The following is a 15,968-nucleotide window of genomic DNA, read 5'->3' as shown; positions in this document are numbered from 1 at the left end:
CCGGTTGCTGGTAGACCTGGGGCGTGGCGGACGTGATCGATTTCGGCGGCGAGGGCGCCGGAATTCTGGTGCTGCACGGGCTGATGGGCCGCGCGCGCACGTGGTGGCGGCCGGCGCGGTGGCTCACCGGGTACGGGCATGTCGTCGGGTTGGACGCGCGCGGGCACGGGCGCAGTCCGCACCGAGGCGGCGGTTGGCGCACCGAGGACTTCGCCGCCGACGCGGCTGCTGTGGTGCGCTCTCGCGATCTTGGTCCGGCCGTGGTGATCGGGCACTCGATGGGCGGGTTGCACGCGCTTGCCCTGGCGGCGTCGGCGCCGGAATTGGTGCGGGCCGTGGTGGTCGAGGATTTCGCGCCCGATCAGCGTGGCCGCACGGTCGACACCTGGCGCGATCATTTCGACTCGTGGCCGGTGCCGTTCGTGTCTTTGGCGCACGTGCGGGAATTCTTCGGCAGCGCGGGCGACTATTTCGTGGAGTGCTTCGAGGAGCGCGAGGACGGCTATCACCTGATCGCCGACATGTCCGACGTCTACGATATCGCCGCCGAGTGGGGCGAGCGGGACTACTGGCCACTGGTCGAGCGAGTCAACTGCCCGGTGCTGGCGATCGAGGCGGAGCACACCGCGATGCCGGCCGGGCAGATCGCGCAGTTGCCGGTGCGCGCGCCGGGCGGCGGTCACCACCTCGTCGTGCCGGGCGCCACGCACCTGGTGCAGGCCGACGCGCCCTGGGTCTACCGGGGAGCCGTCGAGGCCTTTCTCTCCGCGATCCTCGGCCGCTGAGGATGCGCGCATAGCCGGCGCATAGGCGCGCTCGGCTTTCCTGTCCCCAACATCGGTCGGTACGGGAGCGCGGATGGGCGACGAGCTTGATGCCGAGGCGGTCGGGCGAGCGGCGGAGTCCGAGGACGCCCCCGCGGAGCTGAAAGCCGTCGCCGCCGCGGTGCGGGCCGGGAAGACGACCTGGGAAGAATTCCTCGCGGGCGAGGCTGATCACCTTTCCGAGGTGCAAGCATTCTATTCGGCGCGGCGAAAGCATTTTCTCGACAAGCGAAGTGAACCTGGTCGGGATCCGATTATTTTCGACGAGTGGTGAATGAAGATTGGGGAGGAACGGATGAATGGGTACGAGGTGGACCCGGACGGGGTGCGGGGCGGCGGTGGGCAGGTCCAGGCGGCCGTCGACGGTGCCCGAGACATCGATCCGACGGGGATCGCGGACGCGGGTGTCTACGGCCACGCGGCGCTTTTCCGGGCGGTGTCAGGCTTCAGCGCCACGCTCGACGCGGCCGTGCAATCCCTGCTGACCCAGGGGCACGCGCTCGGTGTCGGCCTGACGCAGGCGGCGCGGGACTACGCGGGTACGGAGGCGATGAACGACGCGCGAATGCGTCAGTGGGATGACATCGATCAGGCCTACGAACGGGACTACGGGCACTTACCGCCGAATATGCGACCGCCACGGAGCCTTGTCGATCCCATGTTCGGCATTCGGGAATTTCTGCGTGGTGACGGAAATGGCTGAGCTCGGTGAGACCACGGACCCGCTGGCGCTGATTCCGGGAAACGCGGATGCCATTGGTGACGTCGTGGTGATGTTCGCCGGAGTCGCGGAGACCTGTGAACTGGCGGGCAACGACATGCGCGGCGTGCGACTCGGCGACTGGATCGGGGTCGCGGCGACCGCGGCCGACGAGCGCCTCAATCCGACGCCCGCCTGGTGGTACGACACCGGAGCCGCCGCCTCCGCGGCCGGCGGGGCGCTGGACGGCTACGCGAGCACGCTGCGCTGGGCGCAGGGGCAGGCACTCGAGGCCATCGCCCTGTGGCAGCAGGCGGCCGAGGCGGATCTTCGTGCGGCGGCAAGCGCGCCGGCCGGTCCGCTGTCCGTCCTGCTCAGCCCGGGTGTGCCGGTACGGGCGGAGGCCAGGGAGAAGCTGGCACGGGCCCGCGAACAACTCGACGAGGCCGGCAACGACGCGGTCGGCACGCTGCTCGGCTGGGGGCCGGCGGGTGCGGACGTGTCCACCTGGCTGTCCAGGGTCGTGGACATCGAGGGCGACGGCGGCGGAGTGACCGACGAGTCGAGCCCCGGCGGCGGGCGTGAGTGGATCTACGACGGCACCGTCAACGACCACGCCGGCGGGGTGAACCTGTCGAATCCCGAGGCCTCGCCGCTCGTCGCGCTCGGCCTGGGAACGTGGTCCACGGGGCACAACGTGTGGGAAGCGTCGGAAAGCGGCACGATCGGCGAGGACCTCCAGGCTCGGGCGCAGGCGAGCCTCGGGACCCAGACCGACGCGGCACTGTCCCTGGACGCCGACGGCCTGCACGCCTCGATCGAGCAGGTCACCGGGCTGCGTGGATCGGCGGAGTTGTCCGCCTCCACCGGGCTCGTCGACACCTCGGTCTCGGCCGAGGGATCGGTGGGGACCGAAGCGTCCGCGGGTGCCGACATCGGGCCAGACGGGGTGGGCGCGGAGGCCGGCCTGTTCGCCGGTGTGGAGGCCTCGGTCGAGGCCAACGCCGATGTGGCGGGAATCGGTGGCGGCTGCCGCGCCGAGGCGCGGGCGGGCGCCGGGGCGGACGCGGAGTTCGGCATCGGTATCCAGGACGGCGTGCTGACCGTCGATGGCAGTGCCGGCGCCGCGATCGGGCTCGGCGCGGGTACCGGCTGCCAGATCACCCTGGATCCGGAGGAAATGGCGGAGGAACTCGACCTCGGGGGCGGCTTCTTCCGGGAACTGGACCGGGCGTTCCGCTTCGCTCGTTAGTCGAGCCGGAGCAATTCGGTGGTCTCGCCGGTGTGGGTGTCCACGATGTTGGCGGAGACGAGTCGCGCGCGTACCGGTTCCACCGGGTAGAGCGCGGTGAATCCCTTGGCGAGTTGGGCCGGCTCGATGTTTCGGGCGAGCGGGATGTGGGGCGTCCACGAGCCGGGGAGGTGGTACGCGGACGGGTTCTTGACCTTGCCGGCGAGGGCGTCGTGGACGGCCGAGTGGACGGCGAGCAACTCCGCGTCGACGACCGCACCGAGGTAGAGGACGGGTTCCGGGGACGAGAACGCGCCGAGCGAGTGTAGCCAGAGGCTGGGGATGGCGAGTCTGGATATGTTGTCGCGCAACGACTTTCGGGCACCGGCGGGGATGGTGGTGGCGGCGGCGAAGGTGACGTGGGGGTGGTGCCGGCGGTGAGTGGTGGTCGCGAGGCTCGAGATCTTGGCTTTCTCCAGCCGGTGCCAGAGCTGGCGAACGGCTTGATCTGCTTCGGGGTCGAAGTGGAACTGGAGGGCGTGGGACACGGGTTCGATTGTGCACGTTGGTGTGTTTTGGAGAAAAGGCGGAGTGTATCGTCGGTATATCCAAAACTGGATACGTGCTGGCAACGCCACGCTGCCTTTACTGGGGGTATGAACTACGGCGAACCAGCACAAACGGCGCCCCGCCGTATCCGATCGGCAATCTTCGCAGTTCTCGCAGTCGGCTGCGCGGCGATTATCGTTGCTCTCATCCACCAGTCGACGGCGTCCCCGTCCTCCTCGATCGCATCGTCAATTGATATTCCTCGCGGCGACCACGGTGGTCAATCTGGTGCGTCATCCGGGGTCGCTGATGGCGCCGTTCCTGACGGCGTGACGGTCTTCGATAACGGTGTTCCGGCCGTGGCCAAGCTCGATCCCGCCCTGCTCGGCGCGCTGCGCCGGGCCGCGACGGATGCCAAGGACGGCGGGGTCGAGTTCGTCGTCAACAGTGGCTGGCGTTCCCCGAAATACCAGGAAGAACTACTTCGTGAGGCGGTCTCGAAGTACGGCTCGGAAAAGGCGGCTGCCCGATGGGTGGCCATCGCGGACAAGTCGCTGCACGTGTCGGGGGACGCGGTCGATATCGGGCCTTCCGGTGCCGCGGCGTGGCTGTCCAAACACGGCGCCAAATACGGACTGTGCCAGATTTACGGCAACGAGCCTTGGCACTACGAACTGCGCCCCGAAGCCATTGATGACGGCTGCCCGCCAAAATACGCCGATCCCACCAAGGACCCGAGGATGCGGCGGTGACCCCTCAGAGCAGTGGGCGCAGGTGGGTGTAGGCCCACGATCCCAGGGTGGTCGGCGTGGTGGTGACGACCGTGCGCTCGTTCTCCGGCACGAAGTTCTCCCGCAGGCCGGCCGACATGCCGACGAACCCCTCGATCTGGCCCGCACTCAGGCCGGCAGCACGCAGACCCGCGCGCAGGTCGTCGTCGGTGATCCGCTCGACGTGCACCGGGCGGCCGATCGCGCCACCGAGGATCTCCGCCACCCGCGAGAACGTCAGGTGCTCCGGCCCGTGCACCGCCTGCACGTGCCGGCCCGTCCACGAGTCCGACAGCAGGCGCGCGGCCGCGACGTCACCGATGTCCCGAGGGTCGACCCAGGCCATCGGGAAGTCGAGCGGCCACGGCGTGCGCATGACACCCTCGCGCAGCGAATCCAACTCGAACATCAGGTTCGTGAAGAAGTACCCGCAGCGCAGGTGCGTCACGCTCGCGCCGGTCGCGTCGAGCAGCTCCTCGGTGCGTCCGAGGCCGTCGATCTCCCCGGCGCCGGACCGCTTTTCCGCGCCGACGCTGCTCAGGAACACCGTGCGCGCGATTCCGTTCTCCTGCACGGCCCGCGCGGCGTTCGCGCCCAGCCGGGCATATCCGGCGACCGGATCGTCGTCACCGGTCGGCGGGTCCACCCAGAAAAGCCGTTCAGCGTCCTTCGTCGCGCGCACGACCGCGTCGGCGTCGCCCTGATCGCAGGCCACGACGTCGACGCGGTCACGCAACGCTTCGTCCAGCTTCGCCGGATCGCGCATCAGCAGCGTCGGGCGCACGCCCGCCTGCAGCAACACCCGCACGACCCGCGAGCCGACGCGTCCGGTTGGCGTGGTCACGACGACCGACATCGGTACTCCCATCACTAGCGGTCATGTGGCCGCCAGTGTGCCGAGGGGGACCGACAATCAGCGGGCGAGCAGCGCCTGCCAGGTACGCGCGTCGATCACGCCGGTCGCCGGCAGGCCGTTCGCCGACTGTGCCGCCCGCACACCGTCCACAGTGGACTGGTCGGCGACACCCGCGGGGGAAATACGCCCGTCGGACAACAGCAACTGCGCCGCGCGCACCGCGTCACCCTGGTTGCCCGGGTGCAGCGTCGGGGTGATCAGCGGCCACCCGCCCGCGCCGAGCAACCCGCTCTCGTCGGCCACCCGGCTGGCGTAGCACGGGTCGAAGGTGACCCCGTGCTCACGCGTAAACCCTTGCACCGCACGGAAAGTGCTGTCGCTGAACACGCCGTCCACCGGCACGTCGCGCACCCCGGCGGCGCGCAGCAGGTGCTGCGCCGCGAGCACCTTCGTGCCCGCCGAGCCGACCTTGAGCAGCGGCCAGGTCGGCGGCTGCGTCACCGGCACGCCGAGGCGTCCGCCGACCGCGTCGCGCAGCTCGGGCAGCCGGGCGTACAGCGTCTCGCCAGGGCACTCGGTGGAGTTGAAGTCGCGGTGTCCCTTGATCTGCTCCGGCGCGATTCCGTACTGCCTCGCGATGTAGCTGACCAGCGCGACCAGCGAGTCCCACAGTTGCGGCGTCACATCGACATTGGTGTACAGGCCCTCGTTCTCGATGCCGATGACCTCGCTGTTGTGGTTGCCCACGTTGGCGCCCTGCACGTGCTTGGTGCCACCGCGCAGCACCTCGAGGCTGCGGTGCCGGCCCTCGGTGATATGCCCGCCGCGGCTGTTGGTGAGCTGCTGGCCGGTGTCGATCCAGCCGCGGGTGTCCATGTGGAAGTTCTGGATGTCACGCGAGATCGCGAACGCGTGATCCTTGGACAGGTCGTCGGAGTTCGCGCCGGCGGTGTGGTGCACGACGATGTAGGTGGGCTTGTGGTTCTCCACCAGGATCGTGCCGGTCGGCTGGCGCGCGCCCCAGTCGTCGCACCCGTGGATGGTCGGATCGGCCTTGGGGCCGGGGTTCGGCGCGCCTTCCGCGACTCTCGCGGTGAACGCGACGCCGGCCGCGCCGACAGCGCTGACCGCGAGGCTGGTCTTGAACAGAGAACGTCGGCTCATGCCCGACTTGGCCATCTCGATCTCCCTCGACTCGGGGCAATCTGCAGGGTCGCCCAGATCGTCCTTGGCGAGCCGAACGTATCTCCTGATACGCATACGGACAACCTTTGTCGAACTGCGAACCAAGGTGGTTGCCTGATTTCCGGTCGGGATTGGTCTACTTGGGTGATCCCGCTTGGTGCTCTCCGGGCAACGTGAACCGGCCGTCGGCGAGCTGTTCGACGAGTCCGTCGTCGAGCAGCGAGGCCAGACACGCCTCGCGCTGACCGGCGTCGGACCACACCACGTCCAGCCGCGACTTGGGCACCGGCCCGGCCGTTCCGCGCAGTACGTCCAGCAGCTTGCCGCGCACCTGCCGGTCGGTGCCGGCGTAGGTCTGCACCGCCTTGGCGGGCCCGGTGTACTCCGGAGTGCCGGCGAGCTGCCAGGCACACTCTGCGTGAATGGGGCACATCGTGCACCTTGGCGACCGGGCGGTACACACGATCGCGCCCAATTCCATCAGCGCGATCGACAGCCGCGCGGCCAGCTTCTCCTCGACCGGCAGCAGATCGTCCACATCGGACAGATCGCGCTTGGTGGACGGCTGGCCGGCGTCACCGGCACCGTGCACGGCCCGCGCCACCACCCGTCGCACGTTGGTGTCCACCACCGGCGCACGCCGTCCGTAGGCGAACGCGGCCACGGCGCGCGCGGTGTAGGCGCCGATGCCGGGCAACGACAGCAGAGTGTCCACATCGGACGGGACGGTGTCGTCGTGCTCGGCCGCGATGACCGTCGCCGCCTCGTGCAGGCGCAGCGCGCGGCGCGGGTACCCGAGCTTGCCCCAGGCTCGCACGACCTCGCCGCGGCTCACGGCGGCCAGCGCGGACGGCCGGGGCCAGCGCGCCATCCAGTCCAACCACACCGGCTCCACCCGTGCCACCGGCGTCTGCTGCAGCATGATCTCGCTGACCAGCACGCCCCACGGCGTGGTGCCGTCGGCCCGCCACGGCAGCTCGCGGGCGTTCGCGTCGAACCAGCCGACCAGAGTCCCAGCGTCCATCGCCCGCGATGGTAGCTACAGGACCTCGGTCAGCTCCGCGGTGTTCACGTCGTAGACGAAGCCGCGCACGTTGTCGGTGTGCGGCACGAACGGGCTGCGCCGTACGCGTTCCACGGACTGCTTCACGCTGTCCTTCACCTCGCGGAACGCCTCCACCGCCCACGGCGGGCGCAGGCCGGTGTCGGCCTCCAACTCGTCCTTGAACTCGTCCTCGGTGATCAGCGACAGGCCGCACTGGGTGTGCTGCATGATGACCACTTCGCGGGTCTGCAGCTTGCGCTGGCTGATCGCGAGCGAGCGGATCACGTCGTCGGTGGCCACACCCCCGGCGTTACGCAGGATGTGCACCTCACCGTGCTTGAGCCCGAACACGTCGAACACCTTGATGCGCGCGTCCATGCAGGTCACGACCGCGATGTGCATGCTGGGAACGGGCGTGTGGATCGCGGGCGCGCCGTGGTCCTCGCCGTCGAGGTGGCGTCTGGCCAGAATGTCGATACCGGTCATGCGTTGCTCCTCACGGCTGACGCGTGGTCAGCTATTGGAACCCGTATCCCACATCGCGAGCAAGACAGATTGGAGCAACGTCACGTCTCGCAGGGGTAGAACGCGATGGGTACGGGGACCCGATCGGGTGACGTCAGCTTAGGCCATTCGGAGCAGTGCTAGCGCTACCGTGGCCTCATGATCGATCCGAAGGACTGGACGTACCGGCGCCGTCGCGCGGTCGCCATCGCCGGCTCGGTCCTGGTCGGACTGCTGCTGGTGTGGCTGATCGGCGGCCTGTTCTCCGACGGATCGCCCGAGGTCGACGACGCGGCGAACGTCGAGGAGATCTCGCCGGCCGTCCGGTCGACCCAGCCGCCGTCGTCCCCACCGCCCATGCCGTCGCCGACGGCCCCACCGTCGAGCAGTTCCACCGCCTCCGCTGCTCCGGTACCGCCGGCAGGTGAGGCGCAGGCGCACCCGGTTCCCGTGCCCCCGGGTGCGCCCGCGCCCCCCGTTCCCGGTCCCGGCCAGGTCGCCGCGCCGGCGCCCGCGCCGGTCGGGCCGCCTCCGCCACCCCCGCCGCCGGGGCCGTGCCAGGACGGCGCGCTGTACCTGGCCGCGGAGACCGGCCAGCCGGAGTACCGCGTCGGGCAGCGGCCGGCCCTGCGACTCGTGATCGTGAACATCGGCCAGGTGCCGTGCGTGCGTGACATCAGCCGCAAGCTGCGCGAGCTGACCGTGCACGGCGCCGACGGGCGCAGGCTGTGGTCCAGCGCGGACTGCTACACCGACGACACGCCGGACGTGCGGGTCATCCGGCCCGGCGAGCGGCTGACGTTCGGCGTGACCTGGGCCGGCCGCACCTCCGAGCCGGGTTGCCCGGCCAGCCGCAAGGGCGTGCCGGCCGGGCAGTACCTGATCCACGCCAAGCTCGGCACGCTCACCAGTGCGGGCGTGCCGCTGCGTCTGGTCTAGGCCGCGTCTGACAAACCCATGGTCGCGGTCTTCGCGCCGAGACGGCCCCTGACTGCGTTGTCGGACAAGGCAAGTACGGTCCAGTACGAGCCTTGCCCTCCGCCTTGTCAGGAACCGCCTCGATCACGAAGCCCATCGACCGAGGTTTATCAGACACGACCTAAGCCTCGAACGGCCGGACCTCGATCGGCAGGCCGATCGCGGCGGCGACCTTCTTGCCCCAGTCCATCGCCGCGTCCAGGTCCGGTGCCTTGATGATGGTGAACCCGCCCAGGTACTCCTTGCTCTCGACGAACGGGCCGTCGGTGACGAGCACGTCGTCGTCGGTCTTGCGCAGCACGGTCGCCGTGCTCGGGGCCGCCAGCCCGCCGCCGAACACCCAGGCGCCCGCGTCCATCATCTCCTTGTTGACCCTGTCCAGCTCACGCATGATCGGGTCGAGCACCTCGGGTGGTGGCGGCGTCCCTCCGGGCGTGTAGACGCTGAGCAGGTAGTGGGTCTCGTCAGCCATGGCGTTCTCCTCGGTCGCGGCCAGCCGACCGCCAGCCTCTCACCGTCCACACGAACGCCGCCGCGCGAATTCGACAGCTAGGAGTGCGCTGAACAAGGCCCGCGAGGGTGGTGGCCCACCTCCACGTTGGGCCGTCTGTGCATCACCCTCACGTTCCCCGCGCCCTGATGATCTCGGTTGACCTGGGCTTTCTCCGTGGCTGAGGGACTTTAGCGGGCTAAAGTACGCAAAACATGAACGGAGCGATCGCTAAGTTTCAGACAGCACGACGTTGTTCAGCAGCCGCCTAGCCCGCGAAGAGTTGGCGCGCGTAGGGAATGGTGTCGACCAGCGACAGGTCCATCGTGCTGCCGTGGTCGCCCGGGTAGAACTTGGCCGTCACCGGCTGGCCGTTGCCGTTCAGCGCGTCGAGCAGCTTCTCGGTCAGGAACGGCGGCACCACGTTGTCGTCGCTGCCGTGCGCGACGAAGAACGGGCGCCGGTACCCGTCGACCGGGACCTCGAGCACCTCGCGCGCGGCCGGGATGAAGTCGCCCTCGGCCAGTTTCCCGCGCAGCAGTTGGCCGACCGTGACACCGGCGAGGCTCGCGTACAGCTCGGGCACGCACAGCTCGTGGGCGTCGCGCACCGCGACGCCGCCGCGTTCGGTCAGGTACGGCGCGACGTCCAGGCCGGGGCGCGCGGCGGGGACGCCGGCGAGAATGTAGGCCACCAGCGCGGTGAGGTTCTCGAACGGCACGTCCGGCCCGGCGAGTTCGAGCAGCCAGGTGATGTTGCTCGCCGCACCGGTGGCCACGCCACCCCGAAAGTCCAGCTCGGGCGCGTACTCGGGGGCCATCCTGGTGGTGAACAGCGCCGCGTGGCCGCCCTGGGACTGCCCGACGGTGATCCACTTCCGGGACACCGAACCGTCCACAGTGGACGCCGCGCGGACGATGTCGATCACGGCGTGCGCCTCGGACCGTCCGTCCAGGTACGGGTGCACGCCCTCGGTGCCCAGCCCGACGTAGTCGGTCGCCGCGATCGCGTATCCCTGCTCGAGCCACTTGGTCAGATAGCCGATGTCGCGCGGGCTCCGGCCTGCGGTGGACGGCGCGCAGCGGTCCCCGATGCCGGTCGTGCCGTGCGCCCAGGAGACCACCGGCCACCCGCCCGGCGGCGGTGTTCCCTTCGGCACGAACAGCGCGCCGGTGCTCGGGGTCAGGCCGACCGGTCCGGTCGTCGTGTACGTCAGTTGGTAGGCCTTGCCGGTGCCGGGCAACCAGTGCTGATCGGGCAGCGGCGCGACGCTGGTGACCTCACCGGGTGCGCCGGTCTCGGGTGAGGCGGAGGCGGCCGGCGCCGCGACGAGTGCGGCCGCGACGGCGAGGCTGACCAGGGCGGAGCGGATCCGGGGCGCGCGCATGTCTTCGGAGTTTGCCCCAAGATCGACAACGATCGGTGATTATTCGCCCACGGTGAGTGTCAATCGTGGCAGATTGCTCACTACGGGCCGAACCAGCGTTCCTCGGCGGTACGGGGCGGCGCCGAGGTGGTGCCGTCGACCAGTTCGGTCTCCAGCGTGATCTCGCGCTGCCGGTTGGCCTCCGCCGCGCCGAGCAGCAGCTTGCCGGCGGCCTTGCCCTTCTCCAGCACCGGCTGCCGCACGGTGGTCAGCCCGACCCGCCGCGCCTCGGTGATCCCGTCGAATCCGGTGATCGTCAGGTCCTGTGGCACCCGCAGGTTGCGCCGCTTCGCCTCGGTCATCGCGCCCAGCGCCAGGATGTCCGACGTGCAGATGATCGCCGTTACGCCCGGATCGGCGTCCAGCAGTTGGGCGGCCGCCGACTCGCCGCTGGCCTGCGAATGGTCGAACCGTTCGACCACGCGCACGTCGGCCCAGTTCACCCCGGCGGCGGTGAACGTGTCGGCGAGCCCCGCCAGCCGGGTGCGCTGCACGTGGAAGTGCGCGCTGCGCTGACGGTCCAGCGACACGAAGGAGTCGTTGCGATCGCGCCCCAGCCGCATGCACAGCACGCCGATTCGCCGGTGCCCCAAGGAGATCAGCCGTTTGGCGATCTTGGTGATCGCCGCGTGGTCGTCGATCCCGACCCGGTCCACGCCCTCCACCCTCGGCTGGTCGCACACCACGGTCGGCACCGGGCGGGACAGCACGGCGGCCAGGTGCGGGTCGTCGTCCGGCACGGAGTACACGACGAACCCGTCCACCCCGGCGCGGTGCACGTTGGCGATGTCCTCGCGCTGCGGGTTCACCGGCACGAGGTGCAGACCCTGGCCGGCGCTCTCGCAGGCGAGCGCCAGCCCTTCGAGGAACGCGAGCGCGGCGGGATCGCGGAACGCGTAGGAGAGGTTCTCGGTCAGCAGCAGGCCGACCGCGCCCGCCTTGCGCGTACGCAGCGAGCGCGCGACCGGATCAGGCCCTGGGTAGCCCAGGCGTTTCGCCGTCTCGAGCACCCGGCGGCGCAGCTCGGGAGAGAGCTGGTCGGGCCGGTTGTAGGCGTTGGAGACCGTTGTTCTCGATACGCCGAGCTCGGCGGCGAGCGATGCCAGGGTCGCTGGACGTCGCGCGTGCATTGACCGTGCCATGGCCTGACGGTAACGGTTCAGAACCAATAGATGAAGTCGGCCGCCGTGACCCCTCACACGTGTCGCCTCACCCGGTCGGTGCGACGTGACCCGACGGCACGTCGTAAACTAATCTGATAACGGTTTCCATTATCTGTCGATCGTCGCTCGGGAGAGTGCCATGACGTCCCGCTTACTACGAAGCGTCGCCAAGGCGACCGCCGGTTTCGCCGCACTCGCGCTCGGCCTGTCCGGCTGTGGCGGTGGCGACGGCGCGCAGCCTCCGCCGTCGTCCCAGCCGCCGACGTCGGCCGCCGCGAACGCCCAGCCGACCGCCGTGCCGGTGCCGAACGGTCCGAAGATCGACGTGGTCGCCTCCACCAACGTGTGGGGCAGCGTGCTGCAGGCGGTCGGCGGCGACGCGGTCGCGGTGAAGTCGATCATCAGTGACCCGTCCGCCGACCCGCACTCCTACGAGGGCACTCCGGCCGACGGCACCGCGATCCGCGCGGCCAAGCTCGCCGTGTTCAACGGCGGCGGGTACGACGAGTTCTTCACCAAGCTCGCCGGCGCACCCGGCATCACCACGGCGAAGATCGACGCGTTCGCGCTGTCCGGCAAGCAGGCCGGCAAACCCGGCGGTCACGGCCACGGCGACCACGAGCACGGCGAGGTCAACGAGCACGTCTGGTACGACCTCCCGACCGTGAAGAAGGTGTCCGCCGAGGTCGCCAAGCAGCTCGCGGTGATCTCGCCGGACCGCAAGGCCGCCTTCGACGCCAACGCCGCCGCGTTCGCCGCCAAGCTGGACGGTCTGACCGCCAAGATCACCGCGATCGCCAAGGAGCGCCCCGGCACCAAGATCGTGTCCACCGAGGCGGTCGCGCAGTACCTGATCGAGGCGGCCGGCCTCGAGGACGCCACACCGGAGGACTACAAGCACGCGATCGAGGAGGAGACCGACCCTCCCGCGGCCGCGATCAACAAGGTCACCACGATGATCAGGGGCAAGCAGGTGGCCGCGCTGATCAACAACAGCCAGACCGAGACGCCGGCCACCAAGCGGCTCGTCGACGCGGCCAACGGTGCCGGAGTCGGTGTCGTCGGGGTGACCGAGACCCTGCCCGCTGGCGTGACCGACTACGTTGACTGGATGACCAAGCAGGTCGACGCACTGGCGGGTGCACTGGCGAAGAAATGACAGTCGACAATCCCACTGACACCACCACCACGACGAGCACAGCGATCTCGCTGCGCGGCGCGACGCTGAGCTACGGCGACCGGGTGTTGTGGGACGGGCTCGACTTGGACATCGCGCCCGGCGAGTTCGTCGCCGTCCTCGGCCCGAACGGTTCCGGCAAGACCAGCTTGTTGCGCGTTCTCCTTGGCCTGCAACGGCTTTCGGCGGGCACCGTGGAGGTGGCCGGTGCCCGCCCCGGCCGGGCCAGCCGGTCGGTCGGGTACATCCCGCAGCAGCGCGCGCTCGACCCGAGTCTCACCGTGCGTGGTCGTGATCTCGTCGGCCTCGGGCTGGACGGGCATCGCTGGGGCATCGGGTTCGGCGGTATGCGGGACCGGCGCAGGCGGGTGACCGACGCGGTGGCCGCGGTCGGTGCGACCGATTTCGCCGACCGGCCGGTCGGGCTGCTGTCCGGTGGCGAGCAGCAGCGGCTCCGGGTGGCGCAGGCGCTGGTCGGCGATCCGGCCGTGCTGCTGTGCGACGAGCCGCTGCTGTCCCTGGACATCGCCAACCAGCGCGCGGTCAGCACGCTGATCGACAAGCGGCGGCGGGACGCCGACACCGCCGTGGTGTTCGTGACGCACGAGATCAACCCCGTGCTGCCGCTGGTGGACCGGGTGCTCTACCTGGTCGACGGCCGGTTCCGGATCGGCACCCCGGACGAGGTGATGACCTCGAAGAACCTGTCCGAGCTATACCGCGCCGCGGTCGAGGTGATCAAGGTCCGCGGCCAGATCCACGTCGTCGGCGTCCACAGTGGACTGTGCGAGGACGAGTCGCACCATCACCTGGCCGAGGCGGAATAGTGGAAGAGCTGTTCAACTTCGAGCTGACCTGGCAGCTCATCCGCGACGACGAGTACGTGCGCACGGCACTGCTCGCCGCCGCGATCCTCGGCCTGGTGGCCGGCGTGCTCGGGCCGCTGATCGTCAGCCGCAACATGGCCTTCGCCGTGCACGGCACCAGCGAGCTGTCGTTCACCGGCGGTGCCGCCGCCCTGCTGATCGGGATCAACATCGGCTACGGTGCGCTGATCGGCGCCGTGGTGGCGGCGCTGATCATGGGCCTGTTGTCCCGGCGCAGTTCCGAGCACGACTCGGTGATCGGCGTGCTGCTGGCGTTCGGGCTCGGCGTCGGCGTGCTGCTGCTGTGGTTCTATCCCGGTCGCGCGTCCAACAAGTTCGGCCTGCTCGTCGGGCAGATCGTCGGCGTGGACTTCGCCAGCCTCGCGCTGCTGTCGGTCTGCGCGGTCGGGGTGTTCGTCGTGCTCGCGGTGATCTACCGGCCGCTGTTGTTCGCCAGCGTGGACGCGGAGCTGGCCCGCGCGCGAGGCGTTCCGACCCGCGCGCTGGCGGCGATCTTCGCGGTCCTGGTCGGTATCGCCACCGCGCTCGGCGTGCAGACGGTCGGCGCGCTGCTGGTGCTCTCGCTGATGGTGACCCCGGGTGCCGCGGCCGCGAGGGTGACCGCGAGCCCCCTTCGCGCGACGCTGCTCGCCGTGGTGTTCGCCGAGATCGCCGCGGTCGGCGGGATCGTGCTGTCGCTCGCGCCCGGCGCGCCGGTGAGCGCGTTCGTGTGCACGATCTCGTTCGTGATCTACGTGATCTGCTGGACGATCTCGGTGGCCCGCGGCCGGCCGCGCAAGCTGACCGGCGGATCGGCTATCGAACCGGCCGGGCGGCGAGAATCGGTCGTAGTGTCTCGATGAACATGTCCGAGGTGAAGGGCAGCAGGATCCCGCCGGCGATGTTGCGCTCCACCACCTGCAGCACCACGATCTCGCTGTTCGCCATCTGATTCGCCACCTGCGTCGGGGTGTCGTTGATCGCCATGTAGCTCTGCATGGTCACGTTGCTGAACGCGGCCGGCAGGTACTTCGAGGTGATCTCGGTGAACGAGTCGCCGATCACCGTGGTCGGTTTGTCGATCGTGCCGCCGACGGGGTCTGACTGCCGATGTGTCGGCTGGGCCATGCCGGGCTTCACGGGATCCTGGGAGCGGTTGTTGAACCCGTCCGGACGGATCTCGTAGGCCATGCCCTCTTTCTTGGCCCGCTTTCCGACCATCGTGGCGAGGTCGGCGCCGCCGGACCACGGCTTGCCGTCGGACACCTGCCAGGTCGCGGTGACACCCGGGCTCAAGTGCTCGGCCACCGCGCGCACCATGGCGACCGAGCCCTCGTCGGTCCAGTGCGTGTCCTGCTGGTGGTAGACCGGACGCCCCGCCTCCCGGCCGGCCGCCTGCAGGGCCGGGCGCACGTCGAGCGCCTTGGCGTCCTTGGTGACCGCGCGCCACAGCTCCGGCGCGGCGGCGTTGGCGCAATCCCGGCCCGGGTAGGTGCCGGGCAGATGCTCGGGCACCATCGTGGTCTTGTCCGGTGCGACCACGAGCACGAGCTTGCGGCCGGAGGCGGTGATCGCGTCGCGCAGCCGGTTCAGTCCGGCGATGCTCTCCGCGAGCGGCTTGGTCGGCTGACACTTCGCGTCGGTGTCGTAGCCGAAGTAGAGCCACCCGTCGCTGCCCTCGATCACGCGCCGGAAACCCTCGGTGCCCGGCACGCCGGGAGTCGGGCCCTCCACGTTCGGTGGGTTCGGCACGCCGCCGATGCCGCCGGGCGGGTTGGGCAGCGGGCCGACCGGCGAGCGTCCGCCCTGGTCCAGCGGCGGTGGTTCGCCGAACAGCGTGCGGCTGATCCAGTCCGCCGCGTCGATCGCGCCGCCGCGGAACACCAGCTGATCGGTGGCCCAGTTGCCGAGGCCGGTGAAGAACGCCCAGCCGGAGTCCAGCCCGGGGAACGACGCCAGCTTGTGATTCTCCAGCTCGCTCGGCCGGCCGCCGAACACCCAGAGCGCGGCCGGGCCGGCGAAGAACACCAGCGCGCAGATCAGCGCGGTGAGCTGGCGGGTGCCGTGCCGGGGGCGGTGCAGCGAATGTTCGCGCGGGAGCCAGGCCTCGTGCACGGGGGGCAGCTCGACGCTGACCCTCGGCAGCTCACCGGTCTGCTCCTCCGGCCGCTCGGCCTGCTGCCAGGGATCGTGCACCGTCACCC

Annotated in this window: 18 protein-coding genes; 9 read left to right on the top strand and 9 right to left on the bottom strand. The window is 69.9% G+C overall.

Translation table 11 applies throughout. The annotated features are described in order from the left end of the window. The first annotated feature begins 23 nt into the window (after positions 1-23). The 4 genes from EV193_RS12065 (at position 24) to EV193_RS12050 (ending at position 2,776) form a co-directional block, all read left to right on the top strand. Positions 24-785, top strand: a complete 762-nt coding sequence (locus EV193_RS12065) for an alpha/beta fold hydrolase (RefSeq protein WP_130344127.1) — start codon at positions 24-26, stop codon at positions 783-785. 73 nt (positions 786-858) lie between these two features. Then, a complete protein-coding gene (locus EV193_RS12060; protein ID WP_130344126.1) occupies positions 859-1,098 on the top strand; it encodes a hypothetical protein in 240 nt (79 codons plus the stop codon). Continuing rightward, a complete protein-coding gene (locus EV193_RS12055) occupies positions 1,099-1,527 on the top strand; it encodes a hypothetical protein (protein WP_130344125.1) in 429 nt (142 codons plus the stop codon). Continuing rightward, positions 1,520-2,776, top strand: a complete 1,257-nt coding sequence (locus tag EV193_RS12050) for a putative T7SS-secreted protein (RefSeq protein WP_130344124.1) — start codon at positions 1,520-1,522, stop codon at positions 2,774-2,776. The genes EV193_RS12055 and EV193_RS12050 overlap by 8 nt, the downstream gene beginning before the upstream one ends. Here the strand turns inward: EV193_RS12050 and EV193_RS12045 are convergent. Beyond that, positions 2,773-3,303 carry a 2'-5' RNA ligase family protein gene (locus EV193_RS12045; protein WP_130344123.1) on the bottom strand — a complete coding sequence of 177 codons (531 nt, stop codon included), beginning with the start codon at positions 3,301-3,303 and terminating at the stop codon, positions 2,773-2,775. The genes EV193_RS12050 and EV193_RS12045 overlap by 4 nt on opposite strands. Positions 3,304-3,411: 108 nt before the next feature. Between EV193_RS12045 and EV193_RS12040 the strand changes: the two genes are divergently transcribed. Beyond that, positions 3,412-4,056 carry a M15 family metallopeptidase gene (locus EV193_RS12040; protein WP_130344122.1) on the top strand — a complete coding sequence of 215 codons (645 nt, stop codon included), beginning with the start codon at positions 3,412-3,414 and terminating at the stop codon, positions 4,054-4,056. A gap of 4 nt (positions 4,057-4,060) precedes the next feature. Here EV193_RS12040 and EV193_RS12035 read toward each other — a convergent pair whose 3' ends face one another. The 4 genes from EV193_RS12035 to EV193_RS12020 all read right to left on the bottom strand — a co-directional run bounded on the left by EV193_RS12035 (position 4,061) and on the right by EV193_RS12020 (position 7,646). Beyond that, positions 4,061-4,930, bottom strand: coding sequence for an NmrA family NAD(P)-binding protein (locus EV193_RS12035; protein ID WP_130344121.1), 870 nt, complete (start codon positions 4,928-4,930; stop codon positions 4,061-4,063). A gap of 57 nt (positions 4,931-4,987) precedes the next feature. Next, a complete protein-coding gene (locus EV193_RS12030) occupies positions 4,988-6,094 on the bottom strand; it encodes a peptidoglycan recognition protein family protein (RefSeq protein ID WP_130344387.1) in 1,107 nt (368 codons plus the stop codon). 157 nt (positions 6,095-6,251) lie between these two features. Next, a complete protein-coding gene (locus EV193_RS12025; RefSeq protein WP_130344120.1) occupies positions 6,252-7,139 on the bottom strand; it encodes an HhH-GPD family protein in 888 nt (295 codons plus the stop codon). 15 nt (positions 7,140-7,154) lie between these two features. Further along, positions 7,155-7,646, bottom strand: a complete 492-nt coding sequence (locus EV193_RS12020) for a beta-class carbonic anhydrase (RefSeq protein ID WP_130344119.1) — start codon at positions 7,644-7,646, stop codon at positions 7,155-7,157. Positions 7,647-7,823: 177 nt separating this feature from the next. Here EV193_RS12020 and EV193_RS33235 point away from each other — a divergent pair, with 177 nt between their 5' ends. Continuing rightward, positions 7,824-8,603, top strand: coding sequence for a hypothetical protein (locus EV193_RS33235; protein ID WP_165401322.1), 780 nt, complete (start codon positions 7,824-7,826; stop codon positions 8,601-8,603). 160 nt (positions 8,604-8,763) lie between these two features. Here the strand turns inward: EV193_RS33235 and EV193_RS12005 are convergent, their stop codons facing one another. From EV193_RS12005 to EV193_RS11995, 3 genes are all read right to left on the bottom strand, one after another. Beyond that, positions 8,764-9,114, bottom strand: coding sequence for a YciI family protein (locus EV193_RS12005; protein WP_130344116.1), 351 nt, complete (start codon positions 9,112-9,114; stop codon positions 8,764-8,766). 286 nt (positions 9,115-9,400) lie between these two features. Next, positions 9,401-10,519 carry a lipase family protein gene (locus tag EV193_RS12000; RefSeq protein ID WP_130344115.1) on the bottom strand — a complete coding sequence of 373 codons (1,119 nt, stop codon included), beginning with the start codon at positions 10,517-10,519 and terminating at the stop codon, positions 9,401-9,403. Between the two features lie 80 nt (positions 10,520-10,599). Beyond that, positions 10,600-11,700, bottom strand: a complete 1,101-nt coding sequence (locus EV193_RS11995) for a LacI family DNA-binding transcriptional regulator (protein ID WP_130344114.1) — start codon at positions 11,698-11,700, stop codon at positions 10,600-10,602. A 160-nt stretch (positions 11,701-11,860) separates the two neighbouring features. Here EV193_RS11995 and EV193_RS11990 point away from each other — a divergent pair, with 160 nt between their 5' ends. The 3 genes from EV193_RS11990 to EV193_RS11980 are packed head-to-tail and all read left to right on the top strand — an operon-like array spanning position 11,861 to position 14,627. After that, positions 11,861-12,880, top strand: a complete 1,020-nt coding sequence (locus EV193_RS11990; RefSeq protein WP_130344113.1) for a metal ABC transporter solute-binding protein, Zn/Mn family — start codon at positions 11,861-11,863, stop codon at positions 12,878-12,880. Continuing rightward, positions 12,877-13,725 carry a metal ABC transporter ATP-binding protein gene (locus tag EV193_RS11985; protein WP_130344112.1) on the top strand — a complete coding sequence of 283 codons (849 nt, stop codon included), beginning with the start codon at positions 12,877-12,879 and terminating at the stop codon, positions 13,723-13,725. The genes EV193_RS11990 and EV193_RS11985 overlap by 4 nt, the downstream gene beginning before the upstream one ends. Further along, complete coding sequence (locus EV193_RS11980; protein ID WP_130344111.1) at positions 13,725-14,627, top strand: metal ABC transporter permease; 903 nt, start codon at positions 13,725-13,727, stop codon at positions 14,625-14,627. The genes EV193_RS11985 and EV193_RS11980 overlap by 1 nt, the downstream gene beginning before the upstream one ends. Here EV193_RS11980 and EV193_RS11975 read toward each other — a convergent pair. Next, the gene (locus EV193_RS11975; protein ID WP_341273158.1) at positions 14,581-15,966 is read right to left on the bottom strand and encodes an alginate O-acetyltransferase AlgX-related protein; all 1,386 of its coding nucleotides are present in this window, start codon (positions 15,964-15,966) and stop codon (positions 14,581-14,583) included. The two genes, EV193_RS11980 and EV193_RS11975, sit on opposite strands and share 47 nt — an antisense overlap. Positions 15,967-15,968 lie beyond the last annotated feature (2 nt).

The sequence above is a fragment of the Herbihabitans rhizosphaerae genome, from assembly GCF_004216555.1.
In the GTDB taxonomy this organism is placed as follows: Bacteria; Actinomycetota; Actinomycetes; order Mycobacteriales; family Pseudonocardiaceae; genus Herbihabitans; species Herbihabitans rhizosphaerae.
This window is presented reverse-complemented; position numbering and strand designations above follow the sequence as displayed.

Coding starts and splice junctions, on each gene's coding strand:
- EV193_RS12060 (WP_130344126.1), top strand. CDS start 859: ATGGGCGACGAGCTTGATGCCGAGGCGGTCGGGCGAGCGGCGGAGTCC.
- EV193_RS12055 (WP_130344125.1), top strand. CDS start 1,099: ATGAAGATTGGGGAGGAACGGATGAATGGGTACGAGGTGGACCCGGAC.
- EV193_RS12050 (WP_130344124.1), top strand. CDS start 1,520: ATGGCTGAGCTCGGTGAGACCACGGACCCGCTGGCGCTGATTCCGGGA.
- EV193_RS12040 (WP_130344122.1), top strand. CDS start 3,412: ATGAACTACGGCGAACCAGCACAAACGGCGCCCCGCCGTATCCGATCG.
- EV193_RS12035 (WP_130344121.1), bottom strand. CDS start 4,930: ATGTCGGTCGTCGTGACCACGCCAACCGGACGCGTCGGCTCGCGGGTC.
- EV193_RS12030 (WP_130344387.1), bottom strand. CDS start 6,094: ATGAGCCGACGTTCTCTGTTCAAGACCAGCCTCGCGGTCAGCGCTGTC.
- EV193_RS12025 (WP_130344120.1), bottom strand. CDS start 7,139: ATGGACGCTGGGACTCTGGTCGGCTGGTTCGACGCGAACGCCCGCGAG.
- EV193_RS12020 (WP_130344119.1), bottom strand. CDS start 7,646: ATGACCGGTATCGACATTCTGGCCAGACGCCACCTCGACGGCGAGGAC.
- EV193_RS33235 (WP_165401322.1), top strand. CDS start 7,824: ATGATCGATCCGAAGGACTGGACGTACCGGCGCCGTCGCGCGGTCGCC.
- EV193_RS12005 (WP_130344116.1), bottom strand. CDS start 9,114: ATGGCTGACGAGACCCACTACCTGCTCAGCGTCTACACGCCCGGAGGG.
- EV193_RS12000 (WP_130344115.1), bottom strand. CDS start 10,519: ATGCGCGCGCCCCGGATCCGCTCCGCCCTGGTCAGCCTCGCCGTCGCG.
- EV193_RS11995 (WP_130344114.1), bottom strand. CDS start 11,700: ATGGCACGGTCAATGCACGCGCGACGTCCAGCGACCCTGGCATCGCTC.
- EV193_RS11990 (WP_130344113.1), top strand. CDS start 11,861: ATGACGTCCCGCTTACTACGAAGCGTCGCCAAGGCGACCGCCGGTTTC.
- EV193_RS11985 (WP_130344112.1), top strand. CDS start 12,877: ATGACAGTCGACAATCCCACTGACACCACCACCACGACGAGCACAGCG.